23 protein-coding genes are annotated in these 23,578 nt (G+C 69.6%); 17 read left to right on the forward strand and 6 right to left on the reverse strand.

All coding sequences use genetic code 11. The annotated features are described in order from the left end of the window. The first annotated feature begins 287 nt into the window (after positions 1-287). The 11 genes from OPU67_RS14510 (at position 288) to OPU67_RS14560 (ending at position 9,771) form a co-directional block, all read left to right on the forward strand. Positions 288-548 (forward strand): STAS domain-containing protein, encoded by a 261-nt coding sequence (locus OPU67_RS14510; RefSeq protein ID WP_267620873.1) that lies wholly within the window; start codon positions 288-290, stop codon positions 546-548. Next, positions 545-2,683 carry a chemotaxis protein CheA gene (locus OPU67_RS14515; RefSeq protein WP_267620874.1) on the forward strand — a complete coding sequence of 713 codons (2,139 nt, stop codon included), beginning with the start codon at positions 545-547 and terminating at the stop codon, positions 2,681-2,683. The genes OPU67_RS14510 and OPU67_RS14515 overlap by 4 nt, the downstream gene beginning before the upstream one ends. Positions 2,684-2,685: 2 nt before the next feature. Next, a complete protein-coding gene (locus OPU67_RS14520) occupies positions 2,686-3,582 on the forward strand; it encodes a CheR family methyltransferase (protein ID WP_267620875.1) in 897 nt (298 codons plus the stop codon). Beyond that, on the forward strand, positions 3,579-4,676 hold the full coding sequence (gene cheB, locus OPU67_RS14525; protein WP_267620876.1) for a chemotaxis-specific protein-glutamate methyltransferase CheB: 1,098 nt from the start codon (positions 3,579-3,581) through the stop codon (positions 4,674-4,676). Before OPU67_RS14520 ends, cheB begins: the two co-directional genes overlap by 4 nt. Beyond that, positions 4,673-5,248: a chemotaxis protein CheD gene (locus OPU67_RS14530; protein ID WP_267620877.1), complete on the forward strand. Its 576-nt coding sequence runs from the start codon at positions 4,673-4,675 to the stop codon at positions 5,246-5,248. The genes cheB and OPU67_RS14530 overlap by 4 nt, the downstream gene beginning before the upstream one ends. An 18-nt stretch (positions 5,249-5,266) precedes the next feature. Then, complete coding sequence (locus tag OPU67_RS14535; RefSeq protein ID WP_267620878.1) at positions 5,267-5,650, forward strand: response regulator; 384 nt, start codon at positions 5,267-5,269, stop codon at positions 5,648-5,650. Positions 5,651-5,675: 25 nt separating this feature from the next. Beyond that, the gene (locus tag OPU67_RS14540) at positions 5,676-6,116 is read left to right on the forward strand and encodes a chemotaxis protein CheW (protein ID WP_267620879.1); all 441 of its coding nucleotides are present in this window, start codon (positions 5,676-5,678) and stop codon (positions 6,114-6,116) included. 2 nt (positions 6,117-6,118) lie between these two features. After that, positions 6,119-6,409, forward strand: a complete 291-nt coding sequence (locus tag OPU67_RS14545) for a hypothetical protein (protein ID WP_267620881.1) — start codon at positions 6,119-6,121, stop codon at positions 6,407-6,409. Beyond that, the gene (locus tag OPU67_RS14550; protein WP_267620883.1) at positions 6,399-6,701 is read left to right on the forward strand and encodes a hypothetical protein; all 303 of its coding nucleotides are present in this window, start codon (positions 6,399-6,401) and stop codon (positions 6,699-6,701) included. Before OPU67_RS14545 ends, OPU67_RS14550 begins: the two co-directional genes overlap by 11 nt. Next, a complete protein-coding gene (locus OPU67_RS14555) occupies positions 6,698-8,242 on the forward strand; it encodes a methyl-accepting chemotaxis protein (protein ID WP_267620885.1) in 1,545 nt (514 codons plus the stop codon). Before OPU67_RS14550 ends, OPU67_RS14555 begins: the two co-directional genes overlap by 4 nt. 77 nt (positions 8,243-8,319) lie before the next feature. Continuing rightward, positions 8,320-9,771: a methyl-accepting chemotaxis protein gene (locus tag OPU67_RS14560; protein ID WP_267620887.1), complete on the forward strand. Its 1,452-nt coding sequence runs from the start codon at positions 8,320-8,322 to the stop codon at positions 9,769-9,771. Between the two features lies 1 nt (position 9,772). Here OPU67_RS14560 and OPU67_RS14565 read toward each other — a convergent pair whose 3' ends face one another. After that, positions 9,773-11,200: a M20/M25/M40 family metallo-hydrolase gene (locus tag OPU67_RS14565; RefSeq protein ID WP_267620889.1), complete on the reverse strand. Its 1,428-nt coding sequence runs from the start codon at positions 11,198-11,200 to the stop codon at positions 9,773-9,775. Positions 11,201-11,318: 118 nt separating this feature from the next. Here OPU67_RS14565 and ettA point away from each other — a divergent pair, with 118 nt between their 5' ends. Beyond that, positions 11,319-12,992, forward strand: coding sequence for an energy-dependent translational throttle protein EttA (gene ettA / locus OPU67_RS14570; RefSeq protein ID WP_267620891.1), 1,674 nt, complete (start codon positions 11,319-11,321; stop codon positions 12,990-12,992). Positions 12,993-13,129: 137 nt separating this feature from the next. Further along, a complete protein-coding gene (locus OPU67_RS14575; protein ID WP_267620893.1) occupies positions 13,130-13,789 on the forward strand; it encodes a diguanylate cyclase domain-containing protein in 660 nt (219 codons plus the stop codon). A gap of 3 nt (positions 13,790-13,792) precedes the next feature. Here the strand turns inward: OPU67_RS14575 and OPU67_RS14580 are convergent, their stop codons facing one another. Beyond that, complete coding sequence (locus OPU67_RS14580; RefSeq protein WP_267620895.1) at positions 13,793-14,380, reverse strand: pyridoxamine 5'-phosphate oxidase family protein; 588 nt, start codon at positions 14,378-14,380, stop codon at positions 13,793-13,795. Between the two features lie 179 nt (positions 14,381-14,559). Between OPU67_RS14580 and OPU67_RS14585 the strand changes: the two genes are divergently transcribed. After that, entirely contained in the window at positions 14,560-15,798 is a 1,239-nt protein-coding gene (locus OPU67_RS14585; RefSeq protein WP_267620897.1) for an RcnB family protein, read from the forward strand. Between the two features lie 64 nt (positions 15,799-15,862). Here OPU67_RS14585 and OPU67_RS14590 read toward each other — a convergent pair whose 3' ends face one another. Beyond that, positions 15,863-16,414 (reverse strand): cytochrome b, encoded by a 552-nt coding sequence (locus OPU67_RS14590; protein WP_267620899.1) that lies wholly within the window; start codon positions 16,412-16,414, stop codon positions 15,863-15,865. Between the two features lie 86 nt (positions 16,415-16,500). Between OPU67_RS14590 and OPU67_RS14595 the strand changes: the two genes are divergently transcribed. After that, on the forward strand, positions 16,501-17,169 hold the full coding sequence (locus OPU67_RS14595) for a prolyl hydroxylase family protein (protein ID WP_267620901.1): 669 nt from the start codon (positions 16,501-16,503) through the stop codon (positions 17,167-17,169). Positions 17,170-17,196: 27 nt separating this feature from the next. Here the strand turns inward: OPU67_RS14595 and OPU67_RS14600 are convergent, their stop codons facing one another. Continuing rightward, entirely contained in the window at positions 17,197-18,813 is a 1,617-nt protein-coding gene (locus tag OPU67_RS14600) for a lysine--tRNA ligase (RefSeq protein ID WP_267620903.1), read from the reverse strand. A 230-nt stretch (positions 18,814-19,043) separates the two neighbouring features. After that, positions 19,044-19,652 carry a TM2 domain-containing protein gene (locus OPU67_RS14605; RefSeq protein ID WP_267620905.1) on the reverse strand — a complete coding sequence of 203 codons (609 nt, stop codon included), beginning with the start codon at positions 19,650-19,652 and terminating at the stop codon, positions 19,044-19,046. Positions 19,653-19,745: 93 nt separating this feature from the next. Here OPU67_RS14605 and OPU67_RS14610 point away from each other — a divergent pair, with 93 nt between their 5' ends. Both OPU67_RS14610 and OPU67_RS14615 read left to right on the forward strand, forming a co-directional pair. Then, positions 19,746-22,490 carry an ATP-dependent DNA helicase gene (locus tag OPU67_RS14610; RefSeq protein ID WP_420709027.1) on the forward strand — a complete coding sequence of 915 codons (2,745 nt, stop codon included), beginning with the start codon at positions 19,746-19,748 and terminating at the stop codon, positions 22,488-22,490. Positions 22,491-22,492: 2 nt separating this feature from the next. Next, entirely contained in the window at positions 22,493-23,032 is a 540-nt protein-coding gene (locus OPU67_RS14615; RefSeq protein ID WP_267620907.1) for a SixA phosphatase family protein, read from the forward strand. On the opposite strand, the gene soxR is transcribed toward OPU67_RS14615, so the two are convergent. Next, a complete protein-coding gene (gene soxR, locus OPU67_RS14620) occupies positions 23,029-23,484 on the reverse strand; it encodes a redox-sensitive transcriptional activator SoxR (RefSeq protein ID WP_267620909.1) in 456 nt (151 codons plus the stop codon). The genes OPU67_RS14615 and soxR overlap by 4 nt on opposite strands. Positions 23,485-23,578: the final 94 nt, after the last annotated feature.

The following is a 23,578-nucleotide window of genomic DNA, read 5'->3' on the forward strand; positions in this document are numbered from 1 at the left end:
GCGCAGGGCCGTGCCCGCACCGCCCCCGCCGCTCCCGCCGCTCCCGCCGCAAACGGTCACGGGCAACCTCGCGCGCAAGGTCGCACCCGCGACTGTTGCCGCAGCGCCGCCTGCCCCATCGCCGGCGCTTTCGGCCCTGCCCGACGAGGACGACTGGAGCGAATTCTAGCCCGCGCCAGCGGGGGGCCAGCCCCCGTTTGGCCCCGTCCTGCCCCCGCCCAGACCCCGCCCAGACCCCCGCTAGACCCCCGTCAGACCCCCCGCAAACGGACATGAGGTGGCCCAAGATGATCGCTCTGCCCCCCATCTGCGACCGCGCCGCCGCCGCCGCGCTCTACCCGGAAATCGCCGAGAGCCTCGGCGCGGCACCGCTCGCGATCGACGCGGGGCGGGTCGCGAAAATCGGTCAGGCCATGCTGCAACTGCTTGTTTCGGCGGCAAGAAGCGAAGGCGGCATCGCGGTCCACCACCCCAGCGACGCGTTCTGCGCGGCGCTCGCGCTGACCGGGCTTGAACATATCATCATGGAAGGGGGCCTCGCGGCATGACCGAGGACGACATCCAACAAATTTTCTTCGTCGAATGCGAGGAAGCCCTCGAAGCCGCCGAGACGGGTCTCGCGGCCTGCCGTGAAGGAACCCACGACGCAGAAACCATCAACGCGATCTTCCGCGGGGTGCATTCGGTCAAGGGCGGCGCGGGCGCATTCGGCTACCTGCCGCTCCAGGCTTTCACCCACGGCTTCGAGACCCTGCTCGCCGACGTGCGGGAGGGCAAGGTGCCGCTGGAGCCGGCGCTGGTCGACCTGCTGCTGAGCGCGCTCGATTGCCTGCGCGACCATGTCGAGGCCGCGCGCAGTGGCGGCACCCCGCCCGAGGACGCGGAGCTGCTCGCCCGGCTCGAGGCGGCGCTGGCCGAGAACGGCGGGGGCGCGAGCACGGCTGCGCCAGAGGCCGCCCCGTCACCCGCCTTCGACGATCTCGACGCGCTGCTCGACGAACTCGCAGCACCTGCCCCTTCCGTTCCCGGCGAAGGGGAGGATGACGGCTGGCTCGTCCATATTCGCCCCCATGCGGGCGCCATGACCAAGGGCAGCGAGCCGCTGCTGTGGCTGCGCGAGTTGACCGATCTCGGCGGAACCTGCGAGGCCTGCGACATCGCCGCTGTCCCCACCTTCGAGCGGCTGATGGTCGAACAAGGCTATCTCGGCTGGACCTTCCGGGTGCCCGGCCGCGTGAGCCGCGAGAGCGTTGCGGAAATCTTCGATTTTGTCGGCGACGAGGTCTCGCTCGCCTTCGGGCCGGACGGCACGATGCCGCCGCCGCGCATCGCCGCCCCCGCCGCTCCCCCGCGCCCCGCGACAGCGGCCGGCGGGGAACCTGCGCTTGCCCCGCGCGGTGCGCCGACGCCCCTCCACCCGACCCCCGGCGATGCCGCCGCGAGCGCGCCTCCGGTCGCTGCCGCAGCGGCCGGCACGGCGACTCATGCGCCGGCCAACCAGTCGGTCCGCATCGACTTGCGCAAGCTCGATATGCTGATCGACGGCGTCGGCGAGCTGGTGATCGCCCAGGCGATGCTCGCCCAGCGCCTCACCAACGAGAATCTCGCGCATATCGAGGAACTGGCCCTGATCGACGGACTGGTGCGCGACATCCAGGAGCACGCCATGGCCTTCCGCGCCCAGCCGATCAGCTCGGTGTTCGGGCGTGTGCCGCGCCTGCTGCGCGAGCTCGGAGCCTCGACCGGCAAGCACGTCAAGCTCGAGGTCGCGGGCGAGACGACCGAGCTCGACAAGACCGTGATCGAGCGCCTGTCCGAGCCGATGACCCACCTCATCCGCAACGCCGTCGACCACGGGATCGAGCCGCCCGAGGAGCGCCGCGCGGCGGGCAAGGACCCCGAAGGCACGCTCACACTCTCGGCCGAGCAGAAAGCGGGCCGCATCATCATCCGCATCGCCGACGATGGACGCGGGATCGACCGCGAGCGGGTGCTGGCGAAGGCGATTTCCCAAGGACTGGTCGCACCCGAAGAGCAGCTTTCCGACGAGGACATCCACCAGCTGATCTTCGCGCCCGGGTTCTCGACCGCCGCGCAGGTTTCGAACATTTCGGGCCGCGGGGTCGGCATGGATGTCGTCAAGCAGAACGTGAAGGACTTGGGCGGGCGGATCACCATCGAGAGCGCCCCCGGCAAGGGCACGACCTTCAGCCTCGCCCTGCCGTTGACCCTGGCGATTTCCGACGGGATGATCGTGCAGGTCGGCGACCAGTCGCTGGTCATCCCGCTCACCCACGTCATCGAGAGCCTCCGGCCCACCCCGGCGGACGTCAAGGGCATGGGCACCGCCGCGCAGGTCCTGAACGCGCGCGGCAGCTTCGTGCCGATCGTGCCGCTGGGGGTGCTGACCGGCGCCGAGGGCGCTGCCGCCGATCCGTGCGAGGGCGTGCTGGTCCTGGTCGAGACCGAAGGCCACGGCCGCGCCGCGCTGCTGGTCGATGCCATCACCGACCAGCGCCAGTTCGTCATCAAGGCGCTTGATGCGCACTACCGCCAGATCGACTCGGTCGCCGGGGCGACGATCCTCGGCAACGGCAAGGTCGCTCTGATCGTCGACGTCGACTTCATCGCCAGCACCGCCGCGCGCCGCGCCGCCGGTGCGGTGCTGCCGGTCGCGGCGTGACGATGGACGGGGTCTTCGCCGAAGCGTCTGGTGCAAGCACGGTCCCCGGGGTGAGCCCGGCGATCTACAGCGACGCCGATTTCCGCCGCATCGCGGCGCTGATCCATGCCGAATGCGGCATCGTGCTGTCCGAGCGCAAAAAGATGCTGGCCTATTCGCGCCTCGCCCCGCTGGTGCGGCGCAGCGGGCTGACGAGCTTCGGCGCGTTCCTCGACGCGCTTGCGGGCGATCGGCAGACCCTCACCGAGGTGATCGCCGCGCTCACCACGAACCACACCTATTTCCACCGCGAGCCGCATCACTTCGAGCATTTTGAAGCCGTGGTGCGGCCCGATCTGGTCCGCCGCGCGCTGGCCGATGCGCCGGTGCGGATCTGGTCGGCGGGCTGTTCGACCGGCGAGGAGATCTGGACCCTGTTGATGGTGCTGCTCGGCCCATCGCTCGACGAAGGCCTCAGGATCGCGCGCAGCAAGCTGCTGGCGCTTGCCAGCGACATTTCGGTCAATGCCCTCGCCGGCGCGCGGGAGGCGAGCTATCCGGCCGGGAGCCTCGATGCCCTGCCCGAGACGCTGCGGCGGCTGTGGTGCGTGGCTGCGAACGGCCCGGGCGGCGAGCCGCGGCTCGCGATCGCCCCTGCGCTGCAGGCGCTAGTCCGCTTCCGCGTGCTCAACCTGATGGCCGACTGGCCGATGCAGCGGCCCTTCGACGTGATCTTCTGCCGCAACGTGATGATCTATTTCGACACCCCCACCAAGGAACGGCTGGTCGAGCGCTTCGCCCGCCAGCTGGTTCCCGGGGGCTTCCTCTATATCGGCCATTCCGAGCGGGTCAGCGGTCCGGCCACCGCGCTGCTCGATCCGGTCGGCCCCACGATCTACCGGCGGAGCATGGCGGCATGAGCATCCGGGTCCTGATCGTCGACGACAGCCCGCTGATGCGCGCGCTGCTTCAGCACCGGCTCGAACGCGAGGCCGACATCACCATCGCCGGCACCGCCGCCAACGCCGCCGAGGCGCGGCAACTGATCAAGGCGCTCGACCCGGACGTGGTGACGCTCGACATCGAGATGCCGGGGATGGACGGGCTGTCCTTCCTCCAGAAGATCATGGAACTGCGCCCCACCCCGGTGATCCTCGTCTCCGGCGCGACCGAGGCCGGCGCGAGCGCCACGGCGCGCGGGCTACAGCTCGGCGCGATCGGGTGCATCCCCAAGTCGCAGCTCAAGATGAACCCGTCCGAGGCCGACGACGGCGCGCTCGTCGCCATGGTGCGCGAAGCCGCGCGGGTGCGCTTCGTGCCGGTCGCCGCCCGCACGCCGCCAGCCTCCGCGTCCCCCGCCCCTCCGGCGGCCTCCGGTCTCACCAGCGGCAGCGCCCATGCCGGGGATAAGGGACGGCCCGAGGTGATCGTGATCGGGGCCTCGACCGGCGGGGTCGAGGCGCTCCACACCGTGCTCGCCGGGTTTCCCGCAGACTGCCCGCCGACCCTGATCGTCCAGCACATCAACGGCTGCTTCGCAGGCGCGATCGCCCAGTCCTTCGACCGCGCGGTGCGTCCGAAGGTGATGCTCGCCGAAAGCGATATGCCGCTCGAGCGCGGCATGGTCCTGCTTGCCCCGGACAACGAACGCCATCTCCAGGTCGCATCGGCGGGCGCGCGCGGGATGCGCTGCGTGCTGCGCGAGGGCGAGCCTGTCGCCGGGCACCGGCCGAGCGTCGACCGGCTGTTCGCCTCGCTCGCAAGCACGCTGGGGCCAGCGCGCGGGGAGCGGGGGCTGGGCGTGCTGCTGACCGGCATGGGGCAGGACGGGGCGCAGGGCATGGTCCAGCTCGCCAGCATCGGCGCGCACACCATCGCCCAGGATCAGGCGAGCTGCGTCGTCTTCGGGATGCCGCGCGCCGCGATCGAGCTGGGCGCGGCACGCGAGGTCCTGCCGCTCGAGCGCATCGCGTCCGCCATCTTCGCCCCCGCCGGCGCGGGAGCGGTGCCATGAGCGATATGTCCCCCATCGCCCTGCACGCCGCCGCACCCGGCGCGCTAGAGGTGATCCGCATGACGATCGTCCAGGGCGAGGCCAAGGCAAGCGCCGATCCGCGCGTCGAGATGAGCACGATCCTCGGCAGTTGCGTGGCGACCTGCCTGTTCGATCCCGTGGCGCGGGTGGGGGGCATGAACCACTTCCTCCTCGCCGAACCGCCTGCCCATGCCCGTTCCGGCGCCTTCGACAGCGACTACGGGCTGTTCCTCATGGAGCTGCTGATCAACGAGATGCTCGGGCTCGGCGCGCGCAAGAGCCGGATGCGCGCGCGGCTTTACGGCGGGGCCAACCTCAACCCCGACCTGTCGCCCATCGGCACCGCCAATGCCGTCTTCGCCCGCCAGTTCCTCGAGCGCGAGGGCATCCCCAAGGTCTTCGAGGACCTCGAGGGGACCCAGGCGCGCCGTATCCAGTTCCGCCCGGCGAGCGGCCAGGTTCGCGCCCGGCTCGTGCCCTCCGATGTCGCCCCTACGGAAAAACCAGTGGGGCGCCCGCAATCGGCGCTTGGGACGGTCGAGCTATTCTAGATCGAAACGGAGCCCATCATGCAAGCCAGCACCCCTGCCCCCATCCGTGTGCTCACGGTCGACGACAGTGCCTCGATGCGCGCCCTCCTGCTGGGCGCGCTCACCTCGCGCGGCTTCGCTGTGGAACAGTGCGAGGACGGGCAGGAAGCGCTCGAATGGCTCGCCTCCAACGAGGTCGACGTGATCATCACCGACATCAATATGCCGCGCCTCGACGGGTTCGGCCTGATCGAGAAGCTGCGCACCAGCGCGCTCCATGCCGAACGGCCGATCCTGGTGCTGACCACCGAAAGCTCGGAGGAAAAGAAGCAGCGCGCCCGCAATGCCGGGGCGACGGGGTGGATCGTCAAGCCGTTCGACGCCGACAAGCTCACCGCCGCGCTGCGCCGCGTGATCCATTGACCTGACCCGCCGGGAACCTGAACTCATGCGCCACGAACTGATCACCTTCGGCATCGCCAACCAGCGCTTCGGCATCGACATCATGACCGTGCGCGAGATCCGCGCCTGGTCGCCCGTCACCCGCCTGCCGCGCGTGCCCGATTATGTCGCGGGCGTCGTCAACCTGCGCGGCGCGGTGCTGCCGGTGATCGACCTTGCCGCGCGGCTTGGCTGGACCCCGACCGAAGCGACCCCCCGCAATCCCATCATCGTCATCGAGCATCAGGGCCAGATGCGCGGCCTCATCGTCCACGACGTCGCCGACATCGTCTCGATCGAGACCGGCACGCTCCAGCAGCCCGATGCGATGGGGCACGAGACCATCACCCACTTCCTCGAAGGCATCGCCCCGCTGGGCGAGGACATGGTGATGGTGCTCGATCTGGCCCGCCTGATGGCGGACGAGCCGTTCGAGCTGGCGGCCTGATCATGACCGCTCCGTCCGGCGCAACGCCCGCCCCGCATTCCGCGGCATTGCTTGGCCTGATCGCCGCGCAGCTGGCGAGTCTGGCGGAGCAGTCCGAGCAGTTCGGCATGGTGCTGTGCAGCGATGCGGCGGTGGCGGGCAGCTACCTGGTGCAACTCCAGCAGATCGACCGGCTCGCCCAGTCGCTGCGGGAGATGGCCGTCGTTCTGACTGCGCAGGACCCTGCGGAGGCCGTCGCTGATATCCGGCTTGGGACGCTGCGCCTCGCACTCGAGGGAGCCGATGTGCCCTGACCGCGCCCTTGTCGCCCTGCACGCAGTTGCCGTGGTGCTGGCGCTGGCGGCAGCGACCGTCTGGCCTCGCGCCGGGCAGGCCGCGATCCTCGTGCCGGTTGCGGGGGACGACCTCAGGGGGGTCATCGGCTGGACGCAGCGCGAGGGCATCGCCGTGCTAGAGCTCGATACGGCGAGGGACCGCATCGTTGCCCGTTTTCCCGATAACCGCAGCTTGCTGCGCGCGCTCAGCGCTGGACTTGTCCCGATCGGCGCGCGCGCCGCCACCTGCCAGCCTCGGAGGACACCGTGACCGACAACGCCATCGATGATATGCGCAAACTGCGCGAAAGCGGCGTCAGGGTGGTCGGTGCGCTGGCCGGCTGTATCGGCGGCCTGCTGGTGATCTGGGGGCTGGTCGGCGGGGCGCCGCTCGTCGCGCTGAGTGCCGGGCTGCTCGTCGCCGCGCCCTCGTGGTTCGCTTACCGGCGCCGATGCGATCCCCTCGCGCGCATCGTCATTGCCGTGACCTACCCCTTGCTCGCCGGGCTGATGCTGGCGATGGCAAGCACCACCGGGTGGATCATGGACATGCACATGGTGTTCTTCGCCTTCCTTGCGGTGCTCGCGGCGCTGGCCGACTGGCGGGTGATCGTGATCGGCACGGTGGTGACTGCGCTCCATCACCTCGCTCTCAACTTCCTAGCCCCTGCCTATGTCTTCCCCGACGGACCGGATCTTGCGCGCGTGGTGCTTCATGCCGTGATCGTGCTGGTCGAGGCGGGGGTGCTGATCGCCTTGTGCCGGCAATTCGAGGTCCTGATCCGCGGCCTCTCCAACGCGCGCGACGCCGAGATCGCGCGCGAGGCCGAACGCCATGCCGAACGCGAAGCCATATCCGCAGAGCAGCGCCTCGTCCTCGCCGGACTGAGCGAGCGGCTGCGCGCCCTGGCTGCGGGCGACTTGTCGAGCCGGCTCGAGACACCGTTTCCCGGCGAGTATGACCGCGCCCGCACGTTGCTCAACGATAGCTGCACCGCATTGGGTCAGCTGGTCAGCACCGTCGCGCTCACCGCCGAGCGCGTGTCGAGCGGCGCGCATGAGCTGCGCGAGGCATCGGGCGATCTTGCCGGCAAGACCGAACAGCAGACCGCCGCGATCGAGACCGTCGCCCGCACCGCCGGCGAACTGCTGCGTGCGATCGAAGGGCAGGCGCTGCTCTGGGCGGAAACCCGTAGCACCGCGCTCGGCGCCAAGGCCGATGCCGATGGCGGCGCGGCGGATATTGCCGGCGCGGTGGAAGCGATGAACCGGATCGAGACCTCCTCGGCCGAGATCGGCGAGATGATTGCGTTCATCGATTCGATCGCCTTCCAGACCAACCTCCTTGCCCTGAATGCCGGCGTCGAGGCCGCGCGCGCCGGGGAGGCGGGCAAGGGCTTTGCGGTCGTCGCGAACGAGGTCCGCGAACTCGCCCAGCGATCCGCGCAGTCGGCGAGCGCGATCAAGCAGATGGTCGCCACTTCCAAGGACGAGGTCGCGCTCGGCGTCACCCGGGTGCAGCAAATGGTGAGCCTGCTCGCCTCGCTCGTCGCGCGTTTCTCGGACATTGCCCAGCAGGTCGACCGGATCGCGCTGGGTTCTGACGGCACGCTGAAGGCGATCCGCGAGATCGATGCGGCGATGAACCTGCTCGATCGCGGGATGCAGCAGAATGCGGCAATGGCCGAACAAACCAGCGCCGCCTCGCGCGAATTGCTGCGCGGCGCCGAAGAACTGAATGCCCAGGTTGCACGCTTCCGGCGCGGGGAGGTGGCGGTCGCGCCCCTCACCGCCTTGAGCCGCGCAGCCTGACATCCGAGCCGGCCGGGATCAGCTCGGCGGCAAAATCGTGGAAAGGTCGCACTGTCAGCTCAAGATGGAGAGCGCAAATGTCGTCCGATCAACTCAAGGAACGTCTCGACTACTATGGCCTCGCTGCTGTCCCTCCGTCCGTCCTGGGCGGGGTGGGCCGCGCCTTGAAACGGAGGCTCGAGGGTGCACTCGACGGCTTCTACCGCATCATCGCGGCTCGGCGCGAGTTGTCGGCGCATTTCCAGAACCCGCAGCAGATGGCCCGTGCCAAGGCGATGCAGGCCGAACACTGGACCGCGGTGTTCCGCGACGGGGTCGACCAGCGCTTCTATGATCGCGCCGTCCGGATCGGCAATGTCCACGCCCGCATCGGGCTCGAGCCCAAGTGGTATGTCGGCGCCTATGGCCTGGTGCTCGACGAGCTGATCACCGCGATCATCGCGCCCGGCTGGCGGGCCTGGCTGCCGTGGCGCCGGGCGCAGGCGCGGCAGGTGGCGACGCTGGTCAAGGTGGCGCTGCTCGACATCGACCTGGCGCTGTCGGGCTATTTCCACGATTCCGAAGAGCGGGTGCGCACGCTCGTCAGCGGCAAGCTCGGCACGGCGCTCAAGCAGGTCGCGGACGGGGACCTCACAGCCCGGATCGACGGCTTCCCGCCCGAATATGCGCAGGTCGAACGCGACTTCAACGCCGCGCTGACCGTTCTTGCCGGAACGATCGGGCATGTCGTCACGGGCATGGATTCGATGACCAGCGGCGCCAGCGAAATCCGTTCGGCCGCCGACGACCTGTCGCGGCGCACCGAGGAACAGGCGGCCAACCTCGAAGAGACCGCCGCCTCGATCAGCGCGATCAACACCAGTGTCCAGCAGAGTGCGGCCACGAGTGCCGGCGCGCGCCGGACCATCAACGACACCACCGCCCGCGCCGCGGACGGCTCGCAGATCGTCCGCGAGGCGGTCGGGGCGATGCAGCAGATCGAAAGCTCCTCGCAGGAGATCACCTCGATCATCGCAGTGATCGAGAGCATCTCCTTCCAGACCAACCTGCTGGCATTGAACGCCGGGGTGGAGGCAGCCCGCGCCGGGGAGGCGGGCAAGGGCTTCGCGGTCGTCGCCAACGAGGTCCGCGCGCTCGCCCAGCGCTGCGCCGAAGCGGCCGACGAGGTGAAGGCGCTGATCTCGGCGAGCTCGGTGCAGGTCGGCAAGGGCGTCGACCTTGTGGGTCGCAGCGGCGATGCCTTCGCGGCGATCAACAGCGATATCGAACAGCTCTCGGGCGCGATCCAGGCGCTCGCCGACAGCGCCGCGTCGCAGGCCGAGAACCTCTCGCAGATCACGGCGGTGGTCGGCGAGCTCGACCGCTCGACGCAGCAGAACGCGGCGATGGCCGAACAGTGCACCGCCGCCGCGACCTCGCTGACGCGCGAGGCCGGCCTGCTCAACGGCGCGCTGGCGCAGTTCGCCGTGGGCGAGCGGGGCCGGGGCGGGCCGCCGCGCTTCGATCTCAGCCTGAGCCGGGCGGCCTAGGCTACTTCTTGCCTTGCATGACCGGCGGCGCGGCGGGGACCGGCGTGCCCGTCAGGATCGCGGTCTCCTGCGCGGCGAGGATGCCAACCACCTGCGTCCACACCGCGACGTTCTGGCGCAGCTGGACGGGATCGATCTTGTCGAGCGTGTCGTCCGGGGTGTGATGCAGGTCGAAATAGCGGGTGCCGTCCTGCTGGAGATCGATGATCGCGCCCTTCTGGTCCTTGACGATCTGGATGTCCGCACCGCCGCCGGCGGTCTCGGTGCCGCTCGACACGCCGAAGCGCGCCACCGCACCCGCGATGGTCCGATGCAGGGCCGGGTTGGTCTCGCGGAAGTTCGAATCGAAGCGCCAAATCCGGTCCGCGCCGAAATCGCTCTCGAGGCCGACGGCCATCGGCTCGTCGATATGCGCCGCGCTGTAGGCCTTGCTGCCCCACAGTCCGGTCTCCTCTGCGCCCGCGAAGAGCACGCGCACGGTGCGCAAGGGCGCGCCGGCCCGGGCGACATTGAGCGCGGCCGCCGCGATGATCCCGCAGCCCGCCCCGTCGTCAACCGCCCCGGTGCCCAGCCACCAGCTGTCGAGGTGGCAGGCGATCAGCACCGGCGGGAGCGAGGGATTGCGCCCGACGATCTCGCCCACGACATTGCCGCTCTCGGTCTGCCCGAGGCTGCGCGGGGTCAGCACCAGCTTCATGGTGATCGGCTTGCCGCCCGCACGCTTGAACATCCGCTCGAGGTTCGCCGCATCGGGATTGCTGAGCGCGCCGGCCGGCGTCGGCTTCACCCCTTGCGGGAAGGAGGTGCCCCCGGTGTGCGGGTTGCGGTGATCGTCGGTGCCGACCGACTTGATGACCGTGGCCACCGCGCCCTTGCTCGCAGCGATGCCCGAGGCGACCCAGCGCGTCGGGCCGGCAAAGCCATACTGGCTGCCGTCCTGGGTGCGGGTCATGGCGTTGCTGACGAAGGCGATCTTGCCCGCAAGGCTCCCCGCCGGGGCGGCCTGCAATTCGGCGACGCTCCTGAACATCACCACTTCGGCGGTGATCCCTTCCGGCCCCGTCGAGGCGCTGTCGCCCAGCGGCGCGACCGCGAGGCTCTGCGGGAAGGGGCTGACGATCTCGGCCCGCCCCGGCTCGCCAGGCACCCAGGTGGGCATCATGTAGGGCTCGATCGCGACATTCCTGAAACCCCGCGCCTTCAGCCAGGCCGCAGCCCAGGCCCGCCCGCGCGCCTCGGCCTCGGTTCCGGCCTGCCGCGCGCCGACCTCGGTGGTGATCCCCTCGACGAAATCCCACGCGGCGGTATCGCCGGTGAGCGCTTCGTCCGCCACCTGTTCGAGGCTCGGCGCGGACGGCGGCGGCGGGGTCTTGGCGAGGGCGGGAAGGCTGAGCGAAAGCGCGGCGAGCGCGGTCATGGTGCGGTTCATGGGAAGGGGTGCTAAGCCCGCCCCGCGCGGCTGTCTAGCCGCTTGCCCTTGCCCCTCCCCTTCCCTATCTGCGCGGGCAAACCTCCCCATCCCCATTTCCATCCGAAGGACCGAACCGATGGCCGCCCAATACGCCTATGTCATGAAGGGCATGACCAAGAGCTTCCCCGGCGCCCAGAAGCCGGTGCTCTCGAACATCAACCTGCAGTTCTATCAGGGCGCCAAGATCGGCATCGTCGGCCCCAACGGCGCGGGCAAGTCGACGCTCATCAAGATCATGGCCGGGATCGACAAGGACTTCACCGGCGAGGCCTGGCCGGGCGAGAACATCACCGTCGGCTATCTTGAGCAGGAGCCGGAGCTCGACACGAGCAAGACCGTGCTCGAAAACGTCAAGGACGGCGCACGCGGGATCGCCGACATGGTCGACCGCTTCAACGAGATCAGCGCGCTGATGTGCGAGCCCGATGCCGACTTCGAGACCCTGGGCGCCGAGATGGGCGAACTCCAGGACAAGATCGACGCGGTCGATGGCTGGACGCTCGACAACCAGCTCGAAGTGGCGATGGAGGCCCTGCGCTGCCCGCCGGGCGACTGGCCGGTCAAGGATCTCTCCGGGGGCGAGAAGCGCCGCGTCGCGCTCACCCGGCTGCTTATCCAGAAGCCCTCCATCCTGCTGCTCGACGAGCCCACCAACCACCTCGACGCGGAGTCGGTGCAGTGGCTGGAGAACCACCTCAAGGAATATGCCGGCGCGGTGCTGATGATCACCCACGACCGCTACTTCCTCGACAATGTGGTCGAGTGGATCCTCGAGCTCGATCGCGGCTCCTACTACCCCTACGAGGGCAATTACTCGACCTACCTCGAGAAGAAGGCCAAGCGCCTCGAGCAGGAAAGCCGCGAGGAGAGCGGCAAGCAGAAGGCGCTGGCGCGCGAGCTCGAGTGGATTCGCCAGACGCCTGCTGCAAGGCAGACCAAGTCCAAGGCGCGCATCCGCAAGTTCGAGGAACTCCAGAACAGCCAGGACAACCGCCAGGTCGGCAAGGCGCAGATCGTCATCCAGGTGCCCGAGCGCCTCGGCGGCAAGGTGATCGAGGCGAAGAACATCACCAAGGCCTATGGCGACAAGCTGTTGTTCGAGAACCTCAGCTTCATCCTCCCCCCGGGCGGGATCGTCGGCGTGATCGGGCCGAACGGCGCGGGCAAGTCGACGCTGTTCAAGATCCTCACCGGCAAGGAACAGCCCGACAGCGGCACGATCGAGATCGGCTCGACCGTGCACCTCGGCTATGTCGACCAGAGCCGCGACCACCTGAACCCGGCCAACAACGTCTGGCAGGAGATCAGCGACGGGCTCGACTACATGAAGGTCAACGGCCAGGACATGAGCACGCGTGCCTATGTCGGCGCCTTCAACTTCAAGGGCGCGGACCAGCAGAAGAACGTCGGCAAGCTCTCGGGCGGCGAGCGCAACCGCGTGCACATGGCCAAGATGCTTAAAGCTGGCGGCAACGTGCTGCTGCTCGACGAGCCGACCAACGATCTCGACGTCGAGACGCTCGCGGCGCTCGAGGACGCGATCGAGAACTTCGCGGGCTGCGCCGTGGTCATCAGCCACGACCGCTTCTTCCTCGATCGCCTCGCCACCCATATCCTGGCATTCGAAGGCAACAGCCACGTGGAGTGGTTTGAAGGCAACTTCGAAGCCTACGAGGAAGACAAGCGCCGCCGCCTCGGCGACGCGGCTGACCGTCCGACGCGCCTCGCCTACAAGAAACTGACGCGCTGACCGTCTCGACGCCTGTGTGGCGCCGGCAAGGGCGCCGGGGCCACACAGGTCGAGGCCCGCGTATGTTTACGCGGTCTTAATCCGGCCTCCGTCAATCTCCCTGGCGACACAAAAGGGTCGCGAAGGGAATCAGAGGCTTGGCATCCGGAATTCAAGTTCCGCTCGAAGCGGCGGTGCTGCTTTGCCTGTGCGGCGCCGTGGTCGGCGGGTGGCTGTCCAACCTGCGCGCCGGACGGAGGTTCGATCCGCGGCGAAACCCGCTGCGTGATCTGCTCCGGCACGACAACCTCGGCACCGCGGTCGATCTTGCCTTGCACCGCAATGCGCGGCGGCAGGCCTCCAGCGCGGTCCTTCAGGGACGGATCGACGTGCTTGCGACGGGCGAGAACCGCTGGAGCCCCGATACCGCCGAAGCGGTGCGCGCCCACGTCCTGGCGGTCATGCGGGTCGGCCTCCGCCGCCAGGACCGCGTCGCCATGAACGAGGGCGGCCATGTCAGCATCCTCGTGCCCGGCGCCGACGAAGGCGCGGCCGTGCGGGTGGCCGAGCGGTTGGGCCGCGGGCTCGGGCAACTCCGCCTGCCGCAGCTCGGCAGCGACGTGCGGCTGACAGCCAGCTTCGGCGTGGCGGCCGAGCGCTTCGGCGAGAGCGGCGAAGGGCTCGAGCGGCGGGCCCGGCGCGCGCTCGATGCGGCCGTCGCGCGGGGCAGCGATCATGTCGTGCCGGCGAGCGAGATCGAGGAGATCAGGCTCCTGCCTCCCCCGGCACCCACGACGGCGTCGGCCTCTGCGGCCTAGGCCCTAGGGCGAGACCCAGCGCCCCGCCCACGCCCCGTCCGGGCCTTCCCGGGTGAATTGCGCGCGCCGATGGCCGGTGTGGGCCAGGTAGAACCAGTCGAGCGCCGTCAGGGTCACCGCCAGCAGCGCGAAATTCGCGCGCGCGGGGACCAGCTGGTGGTCATCCGGCTCGGCCCCTTCGAAGGCGGCGGGCAGGCCCGAGGTGGGCACCGCGCTCGCCGCGCCCGGCCCGTCACCGAGATAGCAGCGCCGCGCGAAGTTGGTGCTGGCCGACCAGGCCGCATCCACCTCCGCGCCCTCGGCGATGATCGCAGCCGTTCCCCGCGCGCGGATCTGCACCTTGGCGCCCTTGTCGTAGAACAGCAGCGCGGCGCGCGGATCGGCGGCGAAGACCGCGGCCTTGGGCGCGCGGATGTCGGTGTGGAAGCGCAGGCGCCAAGCTTGCGCATCGAAGGCGCGCAGCACCATCACCCGGGCATCGACATCCCCGCTCACCACCACCGGCGTGTGCATCGGCGATCGCCGGTCGCGCGGGGCCCGGACCAGATGGCGGCGGCAATCGGCGAGACAATCTTCGAGGGCTTCGATCATGGCGCCCGCCCATGGCACCGCCGCGCACGAGGTCAAGCACCTGCGAGTTTATTCAGGCAGTAGCGATTTTTTCTGAACATCGGCAGGCTGGTTCATCGGCGCGACAGATCGCCGGGACTAAACGCCAGGCATCCAAACAATTCGCTCGTGGTGGGCGGGTGCAACTGGAGGCAACACTGATGATGACCCTCTTTGCCCCTTCGGCACGGCGGGGCGCTTCCCTCGCGGCGCTTGCCGCGATGCTCGCCCTCGTCTCGCCCGCCCTGCCTGCCGCCGCGCAGGAGATGCTCCAGGTCCAGCCCGACGAACCCGCCCCGCCGCCCCTGCGCGCTGCGCCCGAGGAACGCGGCGGCGGCCCGGAACGCGCGGAGATGGCGCCTCCGGCAAGCTTCGAGCCGCCCGCGCCGCGCTTCGAGCAGGTCGTCCAGCAGGCCCCGGCCTTTGCACCGCCGCAGCAGCCTGCCTACACGCCGCCGAGCCGCATCGATCCCGATATCGAGGCCGGCGCCGCGCTTGCCCAGCGCCAACGGGACGACCGCCGCGGCCGCGGCGGGTTCGGCAGCGGAATTCGCGCGCAGGCCGATGCGGTCCGAGGCGACGCCCCCTCTCCCCCCCGTGCAGAGCGTGCGGATCGCGGCGCGCGCCCCGATTGGCGTCGCGGCGATGGCGCGTGGCGCGGCCAGGGTGGATGGCAGGGTCAGCGCGGGGCCGAGCGTGCCGGGCAACCGGGATGGCAAGACCAGGGCGCTCGCCCGGACCGTCAGGACGCGTGGCAGGTCCAGCGCCGCGACACCACCTCCCAGCGGCGCGAGGATTGGCGCGGCCGCGGCGTCGAGACCCGGCGCGACAGCAGCTGGGGCGCCGGCATCCGCGATGCCGCGCGCCAGACCGGCCGCGACGGCTGGCGCGACGGGCGCGGCGACGACTGGCGCAACGGGCGCAGAAGCGACTGGCGCGGCAATGACTGGCGCGGCAATGACTGGCGCGACGGTCGCCGCGACGACTGGCGTCGCAATGACTGGCGCCGGGCGGACAATCGCAACTGGCGCCGCGACGACTGGCGCTGGGGCTGGAACGGCCGGCCTGGCTGGGACAATCGCGATTTCCGCCGCTGGGATAACCGCTGGCGCAACAATCGCAGCTACAACTGGTTCGGCTGGCGCAACGACAACCGCCTGCTGTTCCAGCCCGGCCCTTACTTCGCGCCGTTCCGCAGCCATCGCTACAACCGGCTGTCGGCCGGGTTCTTCCTCGACAGCCTGTTCTTCCAGCCGCGCTTCTTCATCAACGACCCGTGGGCCTATCGCCTCCCCCCGGCCTACGGGCCTTACCAGTGGGTTCGGTATTATGACGATGTGCTGCTCGTCGATATCTACACCGGCGAGGTCGTAGACGTGATCTACAGCTTCTTCTGGTAGGTCTTCGCCAGCCCGGAAGGACCCCGCCGGAGAGATCCGGCGGGGTTTTCCTTTGACGCGGCGCTCAGCCCCGCACCGCGCCGAAGGGCAGCATCCGCAGCAGCGTGCCATCCTTGTCGACGATGGTGTGCTTGAGCGCTGCAAGGGCGTGGACGGCAATCAGCACCAGCAGCGCGATCCCTGCCGTGCCATGCAGCTCGAAGATCGCCTCGCCGCGCGCTTCGTCGATGCCGACCGGCAGCGCCGGCACCGTGAACAGCCCGAAGACACCGATGGGCTCCCCGAAGCTCGAGATCGCCACCCACCCGGCGATCGGCATCGCCAGCAGCAGCCCGTAAAAGGCAAAGTGGACCGCCTTTGCCAAGGTGCGTTCCCACGGCGCGTGATCGGCGCTCGCTGGCGGCGGGCTCACCTGCCGCCACACCAGCCGCACCGCCACCAGCACGAAGAGGATCACGCCGATCGCGAAGTGGTTGGCCATGATCGCCTCGCGATCGGCGCGCGCGGCCTCCTCGGCGGCTTCGCTGATCCGCCAGGCGACGATCACCAGCACCGCAATCAGCCAGTGCAGCAGCATCGCCAGCCCGGAATACTTGCGCATCGCTGTGCGGTTCATGCTTTCCTCCTCCTTCGGTGGGCACTTCGCCCGAGCCTGCCAGCTTCGGTTGTCAGCACCGCGGCAGGGCCTTACCCATGCCGCCGATGACGATGTCTGACCTTGTTCCCGATCAAAGTGCCCTCGCCCGGCTCGGCGAGGCGGTGCGCAAGCGCCTGGCCGCCAACCCGGCGGTCTACCACGCCAATCTCGAGGGCATGGAGCTCTACGCGATCGGCGGCTTTCTTTCGGAACAGGAATGCGCCGCACTGTGCGGGATGATCGATGCCGTCGCCAAGCCCTCGGCGCTGCACAAGGTCGACTACGCCAGCGGCTTTCGCACCTCCTATTCGGGCGATCTCGATCCGGCCGACCCGCTGGTCGCGGCGATCTCGGCGCGGATCGACGACGTGCTGGGCGTGCCGGCAGAGACCGGCGAGCACATCCAGGGCCAGCGCTACCGCGAGGGGCAGGAGTTCAAGCCGCACAACGACTGGTTCTACACCACCGAGAGCTACTGGCCGCAGGAGGCCGCGCGCGGCGGGCAGAGGAGCTGGACGGCGATGGCCTATCTCAACGCGGTCGAGGCGGGGGGCGCCACCTTCTTCGTGCGCGCCGGCCTGTCGATCGCGCCCACGCCCGGCGTGCTCCTGCTGTGGAACAACGCGCTTCCCGACGGGCAGCCCAACGAAGGCACGCTTCATACCGGTCTGCCGGTGGAGCGCGGCACCAAGTACATCATCACCAAGTGGTACCGCACCCGCAAGTGGTGCTGACCATAGGAGATCCTGCGTGCTGCCGGGTTACGCCTTCGCCAGTGCCTCGGCAATCAGCGCGCGGGTCGGCGCGATGCCGTAGAGCGCGATGAAACTTCCCATGCGCGGGCCCTGTTCGCTGCCGAGCAGGGTCTCGTAGAGCGCCTTGAACCAGTCGCGCAGGGTAGGAAAGCCGAATTCCGCCTGCTTGCCGATCTCGTAGACGATGGTCTGGAGGTCCTCGGCGCTGGTTGCAGGATCGGCATCGGCGAGCGCGGCATCGAGCGCTCGCAAGGCCGCGACTTCCCCGCCAGCCGGAGCCCGCTTTGCGAGCGTCGGAGCCAGAAAATCGCGGTTGTAGGCAAGCGCCTTGTCTACCAGCGCATCGAGCGCCGGGTGCGCGGCGGGATCGGCGTTCTCGACATAATTGCCGAGGTAGGACCACACCGCCTCGCGCGTCGCGCCTGCGCCCAGCACCCCTACAAGGTTGAGCAGCAGGCTGAAGGGCACGGGCAGCGCCTCGCCCTGCCCCGGCGCGTCGGCGTCCGCGTGGCGGGCGTTGGCGCGCAGCAGATGCCACACCGCATTGCCAAGCCGCTTTTCGGCGTCCTGCGAGGGGATCGCAGCGCGGAACTGCCAGTAGTCGTCGACCGCCTTGGGGATGACGCCGGCGTGCAATTGCTTGGCGCTCTTGGGGTTGGCGAAGATGTAGAAGCCGAGGCTCTCCTCGCTGCCATATTGCAGCCATTGCTCGATGGAGAGGCCGTTCCCCTTGGACTTGCTGATCTTTTCTCCTCGCGCGTCAAGGAACAGCTCGTAGATCAGCCCTTCCGGCTTGTTCCCGCCGAGCACGCGGGCGATCTTGCCCGACTGGATGCCGGAATCGGTCAAGTCCTTGCCGTACATCTCGTAATCGACGCCGAGCGCCACCCAGCGCATCGCCCAGTCGACCTTCCACTGGCACTTCGCCATCCCGCCCAGCGCCGACTGTTCGACGATGCTGCCGTCCGCATCGGTGAAGCGGATGATTCCCGCAGCAGCATCAACCACTTCGACCGGAACCTGAAGAACCGCGCCGGTGGTGGGGCTGATCGGCATGACGGGCGAGTAGGTCTTGCGTCGCTCCTCGCCCAGCGTGGGCAGCATGATGTCGAGGATCGCCTGGAAGTTCGCCAGCACGCCCTTCAGTGCCTCGTCGAAGCGGCCGGAATTGTAGCAATCCGAGGAGCTGACGAATTCGTACTCGAAGCCGAAGCGGTCGAGGAAGTCGCGCAGCATCGCGTTGTTGTGCGCGGCGAAACTCTCAAACTTCTCAAAGGGATCGGGGATGCGCGAGAGAGGCTTTCCCAGGTGCTCGGCGAGCATCGCCTGGTTCGGCACGTTGTCGGGCACCTTGCGAAGGCCGTCGAGATCGTCCGAGAAGGCGACCAGCCGGGTCGCCGCGCCGCCGGTCAGCGTCTCGTAGGCGCGCCGCACCAGGCTTGTGCGCAGAACCTCCTGAAAAGTCCCGATATGTGGGAGGCCCGAGGGGCCGTAGCCGGTCTCGAACAGCACCCCGCCGGGCTTGCCTTCGGGCAGGCGCCTGGCGAGGCGCTGGGCTTCCTGGAAGGGCCAGGCCTTGGAATTCTGCGCGGCGGCGATGAGGTCTTGCGTCGTGATCGTCATGGCGAGGGGGCCATTGCGCAAGGCAGGCCGCCTTGCAAGCGGGATCGGCCGGGGCAAGGCCGCCCGAAGGGATGTTTCACGTGAAACACCGCCGCTAAGGCCCCGCGAACAGGGGTCAAGGCGAGGCTGGCGGGGGTCTGCGGCGGGTTTGGCAGGGGTGTCGAGGGGGTCTGGCGCCCGCTGGCCTCACCCGAGCGGCAAGCCTGTGACGACCCGCCCCGCTGCCGCCGTCAGGCGAAGACCTCGGCCTCGTCCATCCGGTGCGCGGCCTTCAGGCGCCGCATCATGCCGGGGATCAGGAACAGGTCGGCAAGGATCCACAGGAACCAGCCCGCCATCATCGCGATCCCGAGCGGCGCCCAGATCAGCGCCACCACCAGACCGCCGTAGAACAGCGCCATCTGATACCACGCGCTCTCGCTCGCGCCGCAATAGAAGCGGTGCATCCCGACTGCCGCGCCAAAGTTCCAGAACACATAGGCGAGCAGCAGCGAACGCTGCGCCGGATCGCCGAACATCCGTGAATGGCGCGTGGCGGCGCGGCGCGGATAGGGGATCGGCTCTGCGGACTCGCGCGCCCTGCGCGCTGCCGGGCGGACATCGTCGTATGCGTCCTCGCCCCCGGCCTCGCCCGCCTCCAGCCGGCGCGCGCGCTCGGCGGCGAGGAAGGCCTCGCGCTGGGCGCGGTAGGGATCGTCATCGACCGGCGCGGCTGGCGCGGCCCGGCGTGCCGGTGCGGCGTGCCCGGCGGGCTGGAACGAACGCGCCCCTGCCGGGCGCGCCGCCGGAACTGCGGCGCCGACCGCGCCGGGCGCGAGGCCCTTCCTGCCGAAACTCATCGTCTGCTCCCCTCGCGCGCAATCCCGTGGTCCTCGAGGATATTTGCCGCACAATCGTTTACTTTGGGTTCACCGCGCCCCATCCTCGGACGCGTGACCCCTCCCCCGGCCCTCCCCGATCCCCTTGCCCTGCCTGCCCTCCATGCGAGCCACGGCGGCCATTGGCTGCGGGCGGCGCAAGGGGCGACGCAGGCGGTGTCCAAGGGCGATGCGATCATGGCAGCCGCCGATACGCCGGTGCTGCTCCTCAACGCCCCGCTGGTGGCGAGCCGCCTCGGCTACCCGGACCTGTCGGGACTGGACCTGCTCGAGGCCTTCGCCTTCGTCCATCCCGCGCGCTTCTGCGTGCCCACGCCGCGCGGCCTCGCCGAGGCGCTGGGCCTGCCGGTGCCGGAGAACGATGCCGCCGTGCCCGCGCTGCTCCAGCAGGCGGCGGGCGCCTTGCTGGCCGCCTGCCGCGATCCCGAATGGTTCGAGCGCGAAGGCGCGTGGAGCGCGGTGCAATCGCTGGAGCGCCTGCGCTGGCCATGGGCGCAGGTGCTCAGGCCGCACATCGCCAAACCGACAACCGCCGAACGCTGGCTGTTCGCGCGCCTCCCCGAATGGGAGGAGAGCGGTGAGCGCCCCGCCCCCCGGCAGGTGACGCTCGATCCGCAAGCGGTCCGCGCGCAGCTCGCCCGCCTCACCGGCGAGGGCGCGGAACAGCGCGAGGGGCAGCGCGCCTATGCCGAGGATGCCGCGCGCATCTTCGCGCCCCGTTCCGCCCCTGGTCGCCCGCACCTCGCGCTGGCGCAGGCAGGGACGGGGATCGGCAAGACGCTGGGCTACCTCGCCCCGGCCTCGCTGTGGGCGGGAGAGAGCGGCGGCACGGTGTGGGTGTCGACCTTCACCAAGAACCTGCAACGCCAACTGCGCGCCGAAAGCCGCCGCGCCTGGCCGGCGAAGCGCGCCGACGGCACGCCGCCGGTGGTGGTGAGGAAGGGCCGCGAGAACTACCTGTGCCTCCTCAACCTCGAGGACGCGCTGCAAGGCGGCTTTGCAGGCCGCCCGGCGATCCTCGCGCATCTGGTGGCGCGGTGGGGGGCCTATACCCGCGATGGGGACATGATCGGGGGCGACCTGCCGGGCTGGCTCGGGACGCTGTTCCGGAAGCGCGGGATCGCGGCGCTGACCGACCAACGCGGCGAGTGCATCTATGCCGGGTGCCCGCATTACCGCAAATGCTTCATCGAGCGCGCCGCGCGCGACTCCGCGCAGGCCGATCTCGTCATCGCCAACCATGCGCTCGTCATGGTCAACGCCGCCCGTGCCCGCGACCCGAATCAGCGCCCCACCCGCCTGATCTTCGACGAGGGCCACCACCTCTTCGACGCCGCCGACAGCACCTTCGCCGCCACCCTCTCCGGGCAGGAGGCGATCGAACTCAGGCGCTGGATCATGGGGCCGGAGAAGGAATCGCGCGGGCGCCGCCGGGGCCTCGCCGCGCGGCTCGCCGACCTTGCGAGCTATGACGAGGCAGGCGGCGAGGCAATCGTCGCGGCGTGCAAGGCGGGGCAGCTGCTCCCCTCCGACGGCTGGCTTCAACGGCTTGCCGAGAACAGCCCCTTCGGTCCCATCGAGGCGCTGCTCGCCGCAGTCCGCACCGCGACCTATGCCCGCGACGAGAGCGGCGGGCAGGAGGCGGGCTACGGGATCGAGACCGAGGCCGCGGGCCTGCCGGGCGAGGTGATCGAGGCGGCGGGGCGTGCGGCCGAAGCGCTCGCCGCGATCCGCGTGCCGCTGATCCGGCTGGGCGGCCGGCTCGAGGCGATCCTCGCCGAGCCGCCCGACTGGCTCGACGCGCAAGGGAGGGCGCGGATCGAGGGGGCACGCTTCGCGCTCGGCTGGCGGATCGAGCTGATCACCGCCTGGGAGGCGCTGCTCGACCGGTTGGGCGGCCCGGCGGACCCGGAGTTCGTCGACTGGCTGGCGGTCGACCGCTCCGACGCGCGCGAGTTCGACGTCGCGATCCACCGCCGCTGGCTCGACCCGATGAAGCCCTTCGCCCGCGTGGTGCTCGAACCCGCCCACGGCGTGATGCTGACCAGCGCGACCCTGACCGACCGCACCGAGGACGACGACAGGTGGGCTTCGGCCATCGCGCGCTCGGGCGCCGCCCATGTCGAGGTCGCCCCGCTGCTCTCCGCCGCCGAAAGCCCCTTCGACTACGCGAGCCGTGCCGAGGTGCTGATCGTCACCGACATCGCCAAGGGCGATCTCCCCGCGCTCGCCGGCGCCTATGCGCGGATCATCGAGGCAAGCGGGGGCGGCGTGCTCGGCCTGTTCACCGCGATCCGCCGCCTGCGTGCGGTCCACGGCCGCATCGCCGACCGGCTCGCCCGGGCGGGCCTGCCGGTCTATGCCCAGCACGTCGACCCGATCGACACCGGCACCCTCGTCGACATCTTCCGCGACGATCCGCGCGCGAGCCTTATCGGCACGGACGCGCTGCGCGACGGGGTCGACGTCCCCGGCCATTCGCTCAGATGCGTGGTGATGGAACAGGTCCCCTGGCCGCGCCCCGACATCCTCCACAAGGCGCGCAGGCTCGCGGGCGGGGGCTCGGCCTATGACGACCGGATCATCCGCGCCCGCCTCGCCCAGGCCTTCGGGCGGCTGATCCGTTCCAAGGAGGATGCGGGCCATTTCATCGTCCTCTCCCCCGCCTTCCCCTCGCGATTGCTGTCCGCCTTTCCGAAAGGCACGCCCGTGCTGCGGGTGACGCTCGATGAGGCTTTACAACGCGTGTCGGCTGGTGTTGGAGCCGCAACGACGGTGCCTGCGGGAGACGCCCTTTAGCCATGAAGATTCTCGGCCTCCTGCGTCACGCGAAGTCCGATTGGGACGACACGAGCCAGCGCGATTTCGATCGCGGGCTGAACGCGCGCGGGCGCCGCGGGGCGGAGCTGATCGGTCGGCACATCCGCGCGCACGGCATTGCGTGGGACCGGGTGATCGCCTCGCCCGCGGTGCGCGTGAAGCTGACGATGGAGGGCGCGCTGCCCGACGTCGCGCCGATCTGGGACCAGCGGCTCTACCTCGCGAGCTTCGACACCATCGTCGAGACGATCGAGGCCCATGCCGGATCGGGAGAGGATGAGGCCAAGACGATCCTCATCTCCGGGCACAATCCGGGGTTGCAGGACGTGCTGCTCGAACTGGTCGCGCCGGGCAAGGAGAATGCCCTGTTCAAGGAGGCCGTCGTCAAATTCCCGACGGCCGCCTTTGCCGTGCTGGAATGCGACATCGCCCACTGGAGCGAGCTGAAACGCTACTGCGCCGAGCTGGTGCACTTCGCCCGCCCCCGCGATCTCGACCCGGCATTGGGGCCGCAGGACTAGGCCAGCAGCTTCCGCGGGCCGGGGCCTTCCTCGGCGAGCTGGTCCTGCGGGTTCCAGATCGCGCAATGCTTGAGGCTCAGGCAGCCGCAGCCGATGCAGCCGTCGAGGCGGTCGCGGGTGCGGGTGAGATCGGCGATCTGCGCATCCAGCCGCGCGCGGATGGCGGCGCTGATCGCCTCCCAGTCCTTTGCCGTCGGGGTTCGCCCCTGCGGGAGCTTCGCGAGCTCCCCCTCGATCTCCCCGAGGGAGAGGCCGAGCCGCTGGGCGATGAGGATGAACGAGAGGCGCCGGATGTCGGACCGCAGGAAGCGCCGCTGGTTGCCGCCGGTACGCACCGGCTCGATCAGGCGCCTGTCCTCGTAGAAGCGGATCGCGGAGACGCTGAGCCCGGTGCGGCGGGCGATCTCGCCGATGGGGATGAGGTCGGAGGGCTTGAGGCGCGGGGTTCGCATGGGCGTGTTCCGTTAAAGCTTGACCTCAAGTTAGGTTGAGGTTGCACCTTGGGCAAGTTCATTGATTCTCCCTCGGCTTCGGGAGTGCTTCATC

The organism is Erythrobacter sp. WG (genome assembly GCF_026586795.1).
In the GTDB taxonomy this organism is placed as follows: domain Bacteria; phylum Pseudomonadota; class Alphaproteobacteria; order Sphingomonadales; family Sphingomonadaceae; genus Erythrobacter.

Bases quoted from the DNA above. Each gene is read 5' to 3' on its own strand.
- OPU67_RS14510 (WP_267620873.1), top strand. From the start codon at position 288: ATGATCGCTCTGCCCCCCATCTGCGACCGCGCCGCCGCCGCCGCGCTC.
- OPU67_RS14515 (WP_267620874.1), top strand. From the start codon at position 545: ATGACCGAGGACGACATCCAACAAATTTTCTTCGTCGAATGCGAGGAA.
- OPU67_RS14520 (WP_267620875.1), top strand. From the start codon at position 2,686: ATGGACGGGGTCTTCGCCGAAGCGTCTGGTGCAAGCACGGTCCCCGGG.
- cheB (WP_267620876.1), top strand. From the start codon at position 3,579: ATGAGCATCCGGGTCCTGATCGTCGACGACAGCCCGCTGATGCGCGCG.
- OPU67_RS14530 (WP_267620877.1), top strand. From the start codon at position 4,673: ATGAGCGATATGTCCCCCATCGCCCTGCACGCCGCCGCACCCGGCGCG.
- OPU67_RS14535 (WP_267620878.1), top strand. From the start codon at position 5,267: ATGCAAGCCAGCACCCCTGCCCCCATCCGTGTGCTCACGGTCGACGAC.
- OPU67_RS14540 (WP_267620879.1), top strand. From the start codon at position 5,676: ATGCGCCACGAACTGATCACCTTCGGCATCGCCAACCAGCGCTTCGGC.
- OPU67_RS14545 (WP_267620881.1), top strand. From the start codon at position 6,119: ATGACCGCTCCGTCCGGCGCAACGCCCGCCCCGCATTCCGCGGCATTG.
- OPU67_RS14550 (WP_267620883.1), top strand. From the start codon at position 6,399: ATGTGCCCTGACCGCGCCCTTGTCGCCCTGCACGCAGTTGCCGTGGTG.
- OPU67_RS14560 (WP_267620887.1), top strand. From the start codon at position 8,320: ATGTCGTCCGATCAACTCAAGGAACGTCTCGACTACTATGGCCTCGCT.
- OPU67_RS14565 (WP_267620889.1), bottom strand. From the start codon at position 11,200: ATGAACCGCACCATGACCGCGCTCGCCGCGCTTTCGCTCAGCCTTCCC.
- ettA (WP_267620891.1), top strand. From the start codon at position 11,319: ATGGCCGCCCAATACGCCTATGTCATGAAGGGCATGACCAAGAGCTTC.
- OPU67_RS14580 (WP_267620895.1), bottom strand. From the start codon at position 14,380: ATGATCGAAGCCCTCGAAGATTGTCTCGCCGATTGCCGCCGCCATCTG.
- OPU67_RS14585 (WP_267620897.1), top strand. From the start codon at position 14,560: ATGATGACCCTCTTTGCCCCTTCGGCACGGCGGGGCGCTTCCCTCGCG.
- OPU67_RS14590 (WP_267620899.1), bottom strand. From the start codon at position 16,414: ATGAACCGCACAGCGATGCGCAAGTATTCCGGGCTGGCGATGCTGCTG.
- OPU67_RS14595 (WP_267620901.1), top strand. From the start codon at position 16,501: ATGACGATGTCTGACCTTGTTCCCGATCAAAGTGCCCTCGCCCGGCTC.
- OPU67_RS14600 (WP_267620903.1), bottom strand. From the start codon at position 18,813: ATGACGATCACGACGCAAGACCTCATCGCCGCCGCGCAGAATTCCAAG.
- OPU67_RS14605 (WP_267620905.1), bottom strand. From the start codon at position 19,652: ATGAGTTTCGGCAGGAAGGGCCTCGCGCCCGGCGCGGTCGGCGCCGCA.
- OPU67_RS14615 (WP_267620907.1), top strand. From the start codon at position 22,493: ATGAAGATTCTCGGCCTCCTGCGTCACGCGAAGTCCGATTGGGACGAC.
- soxR (WP_267620909.1), bottom strand. From the start codon at position 23,484: ATGCGAACCCCGCGCCTCAAGCCCTCCGACCTCATCCCCATCGGCGAG.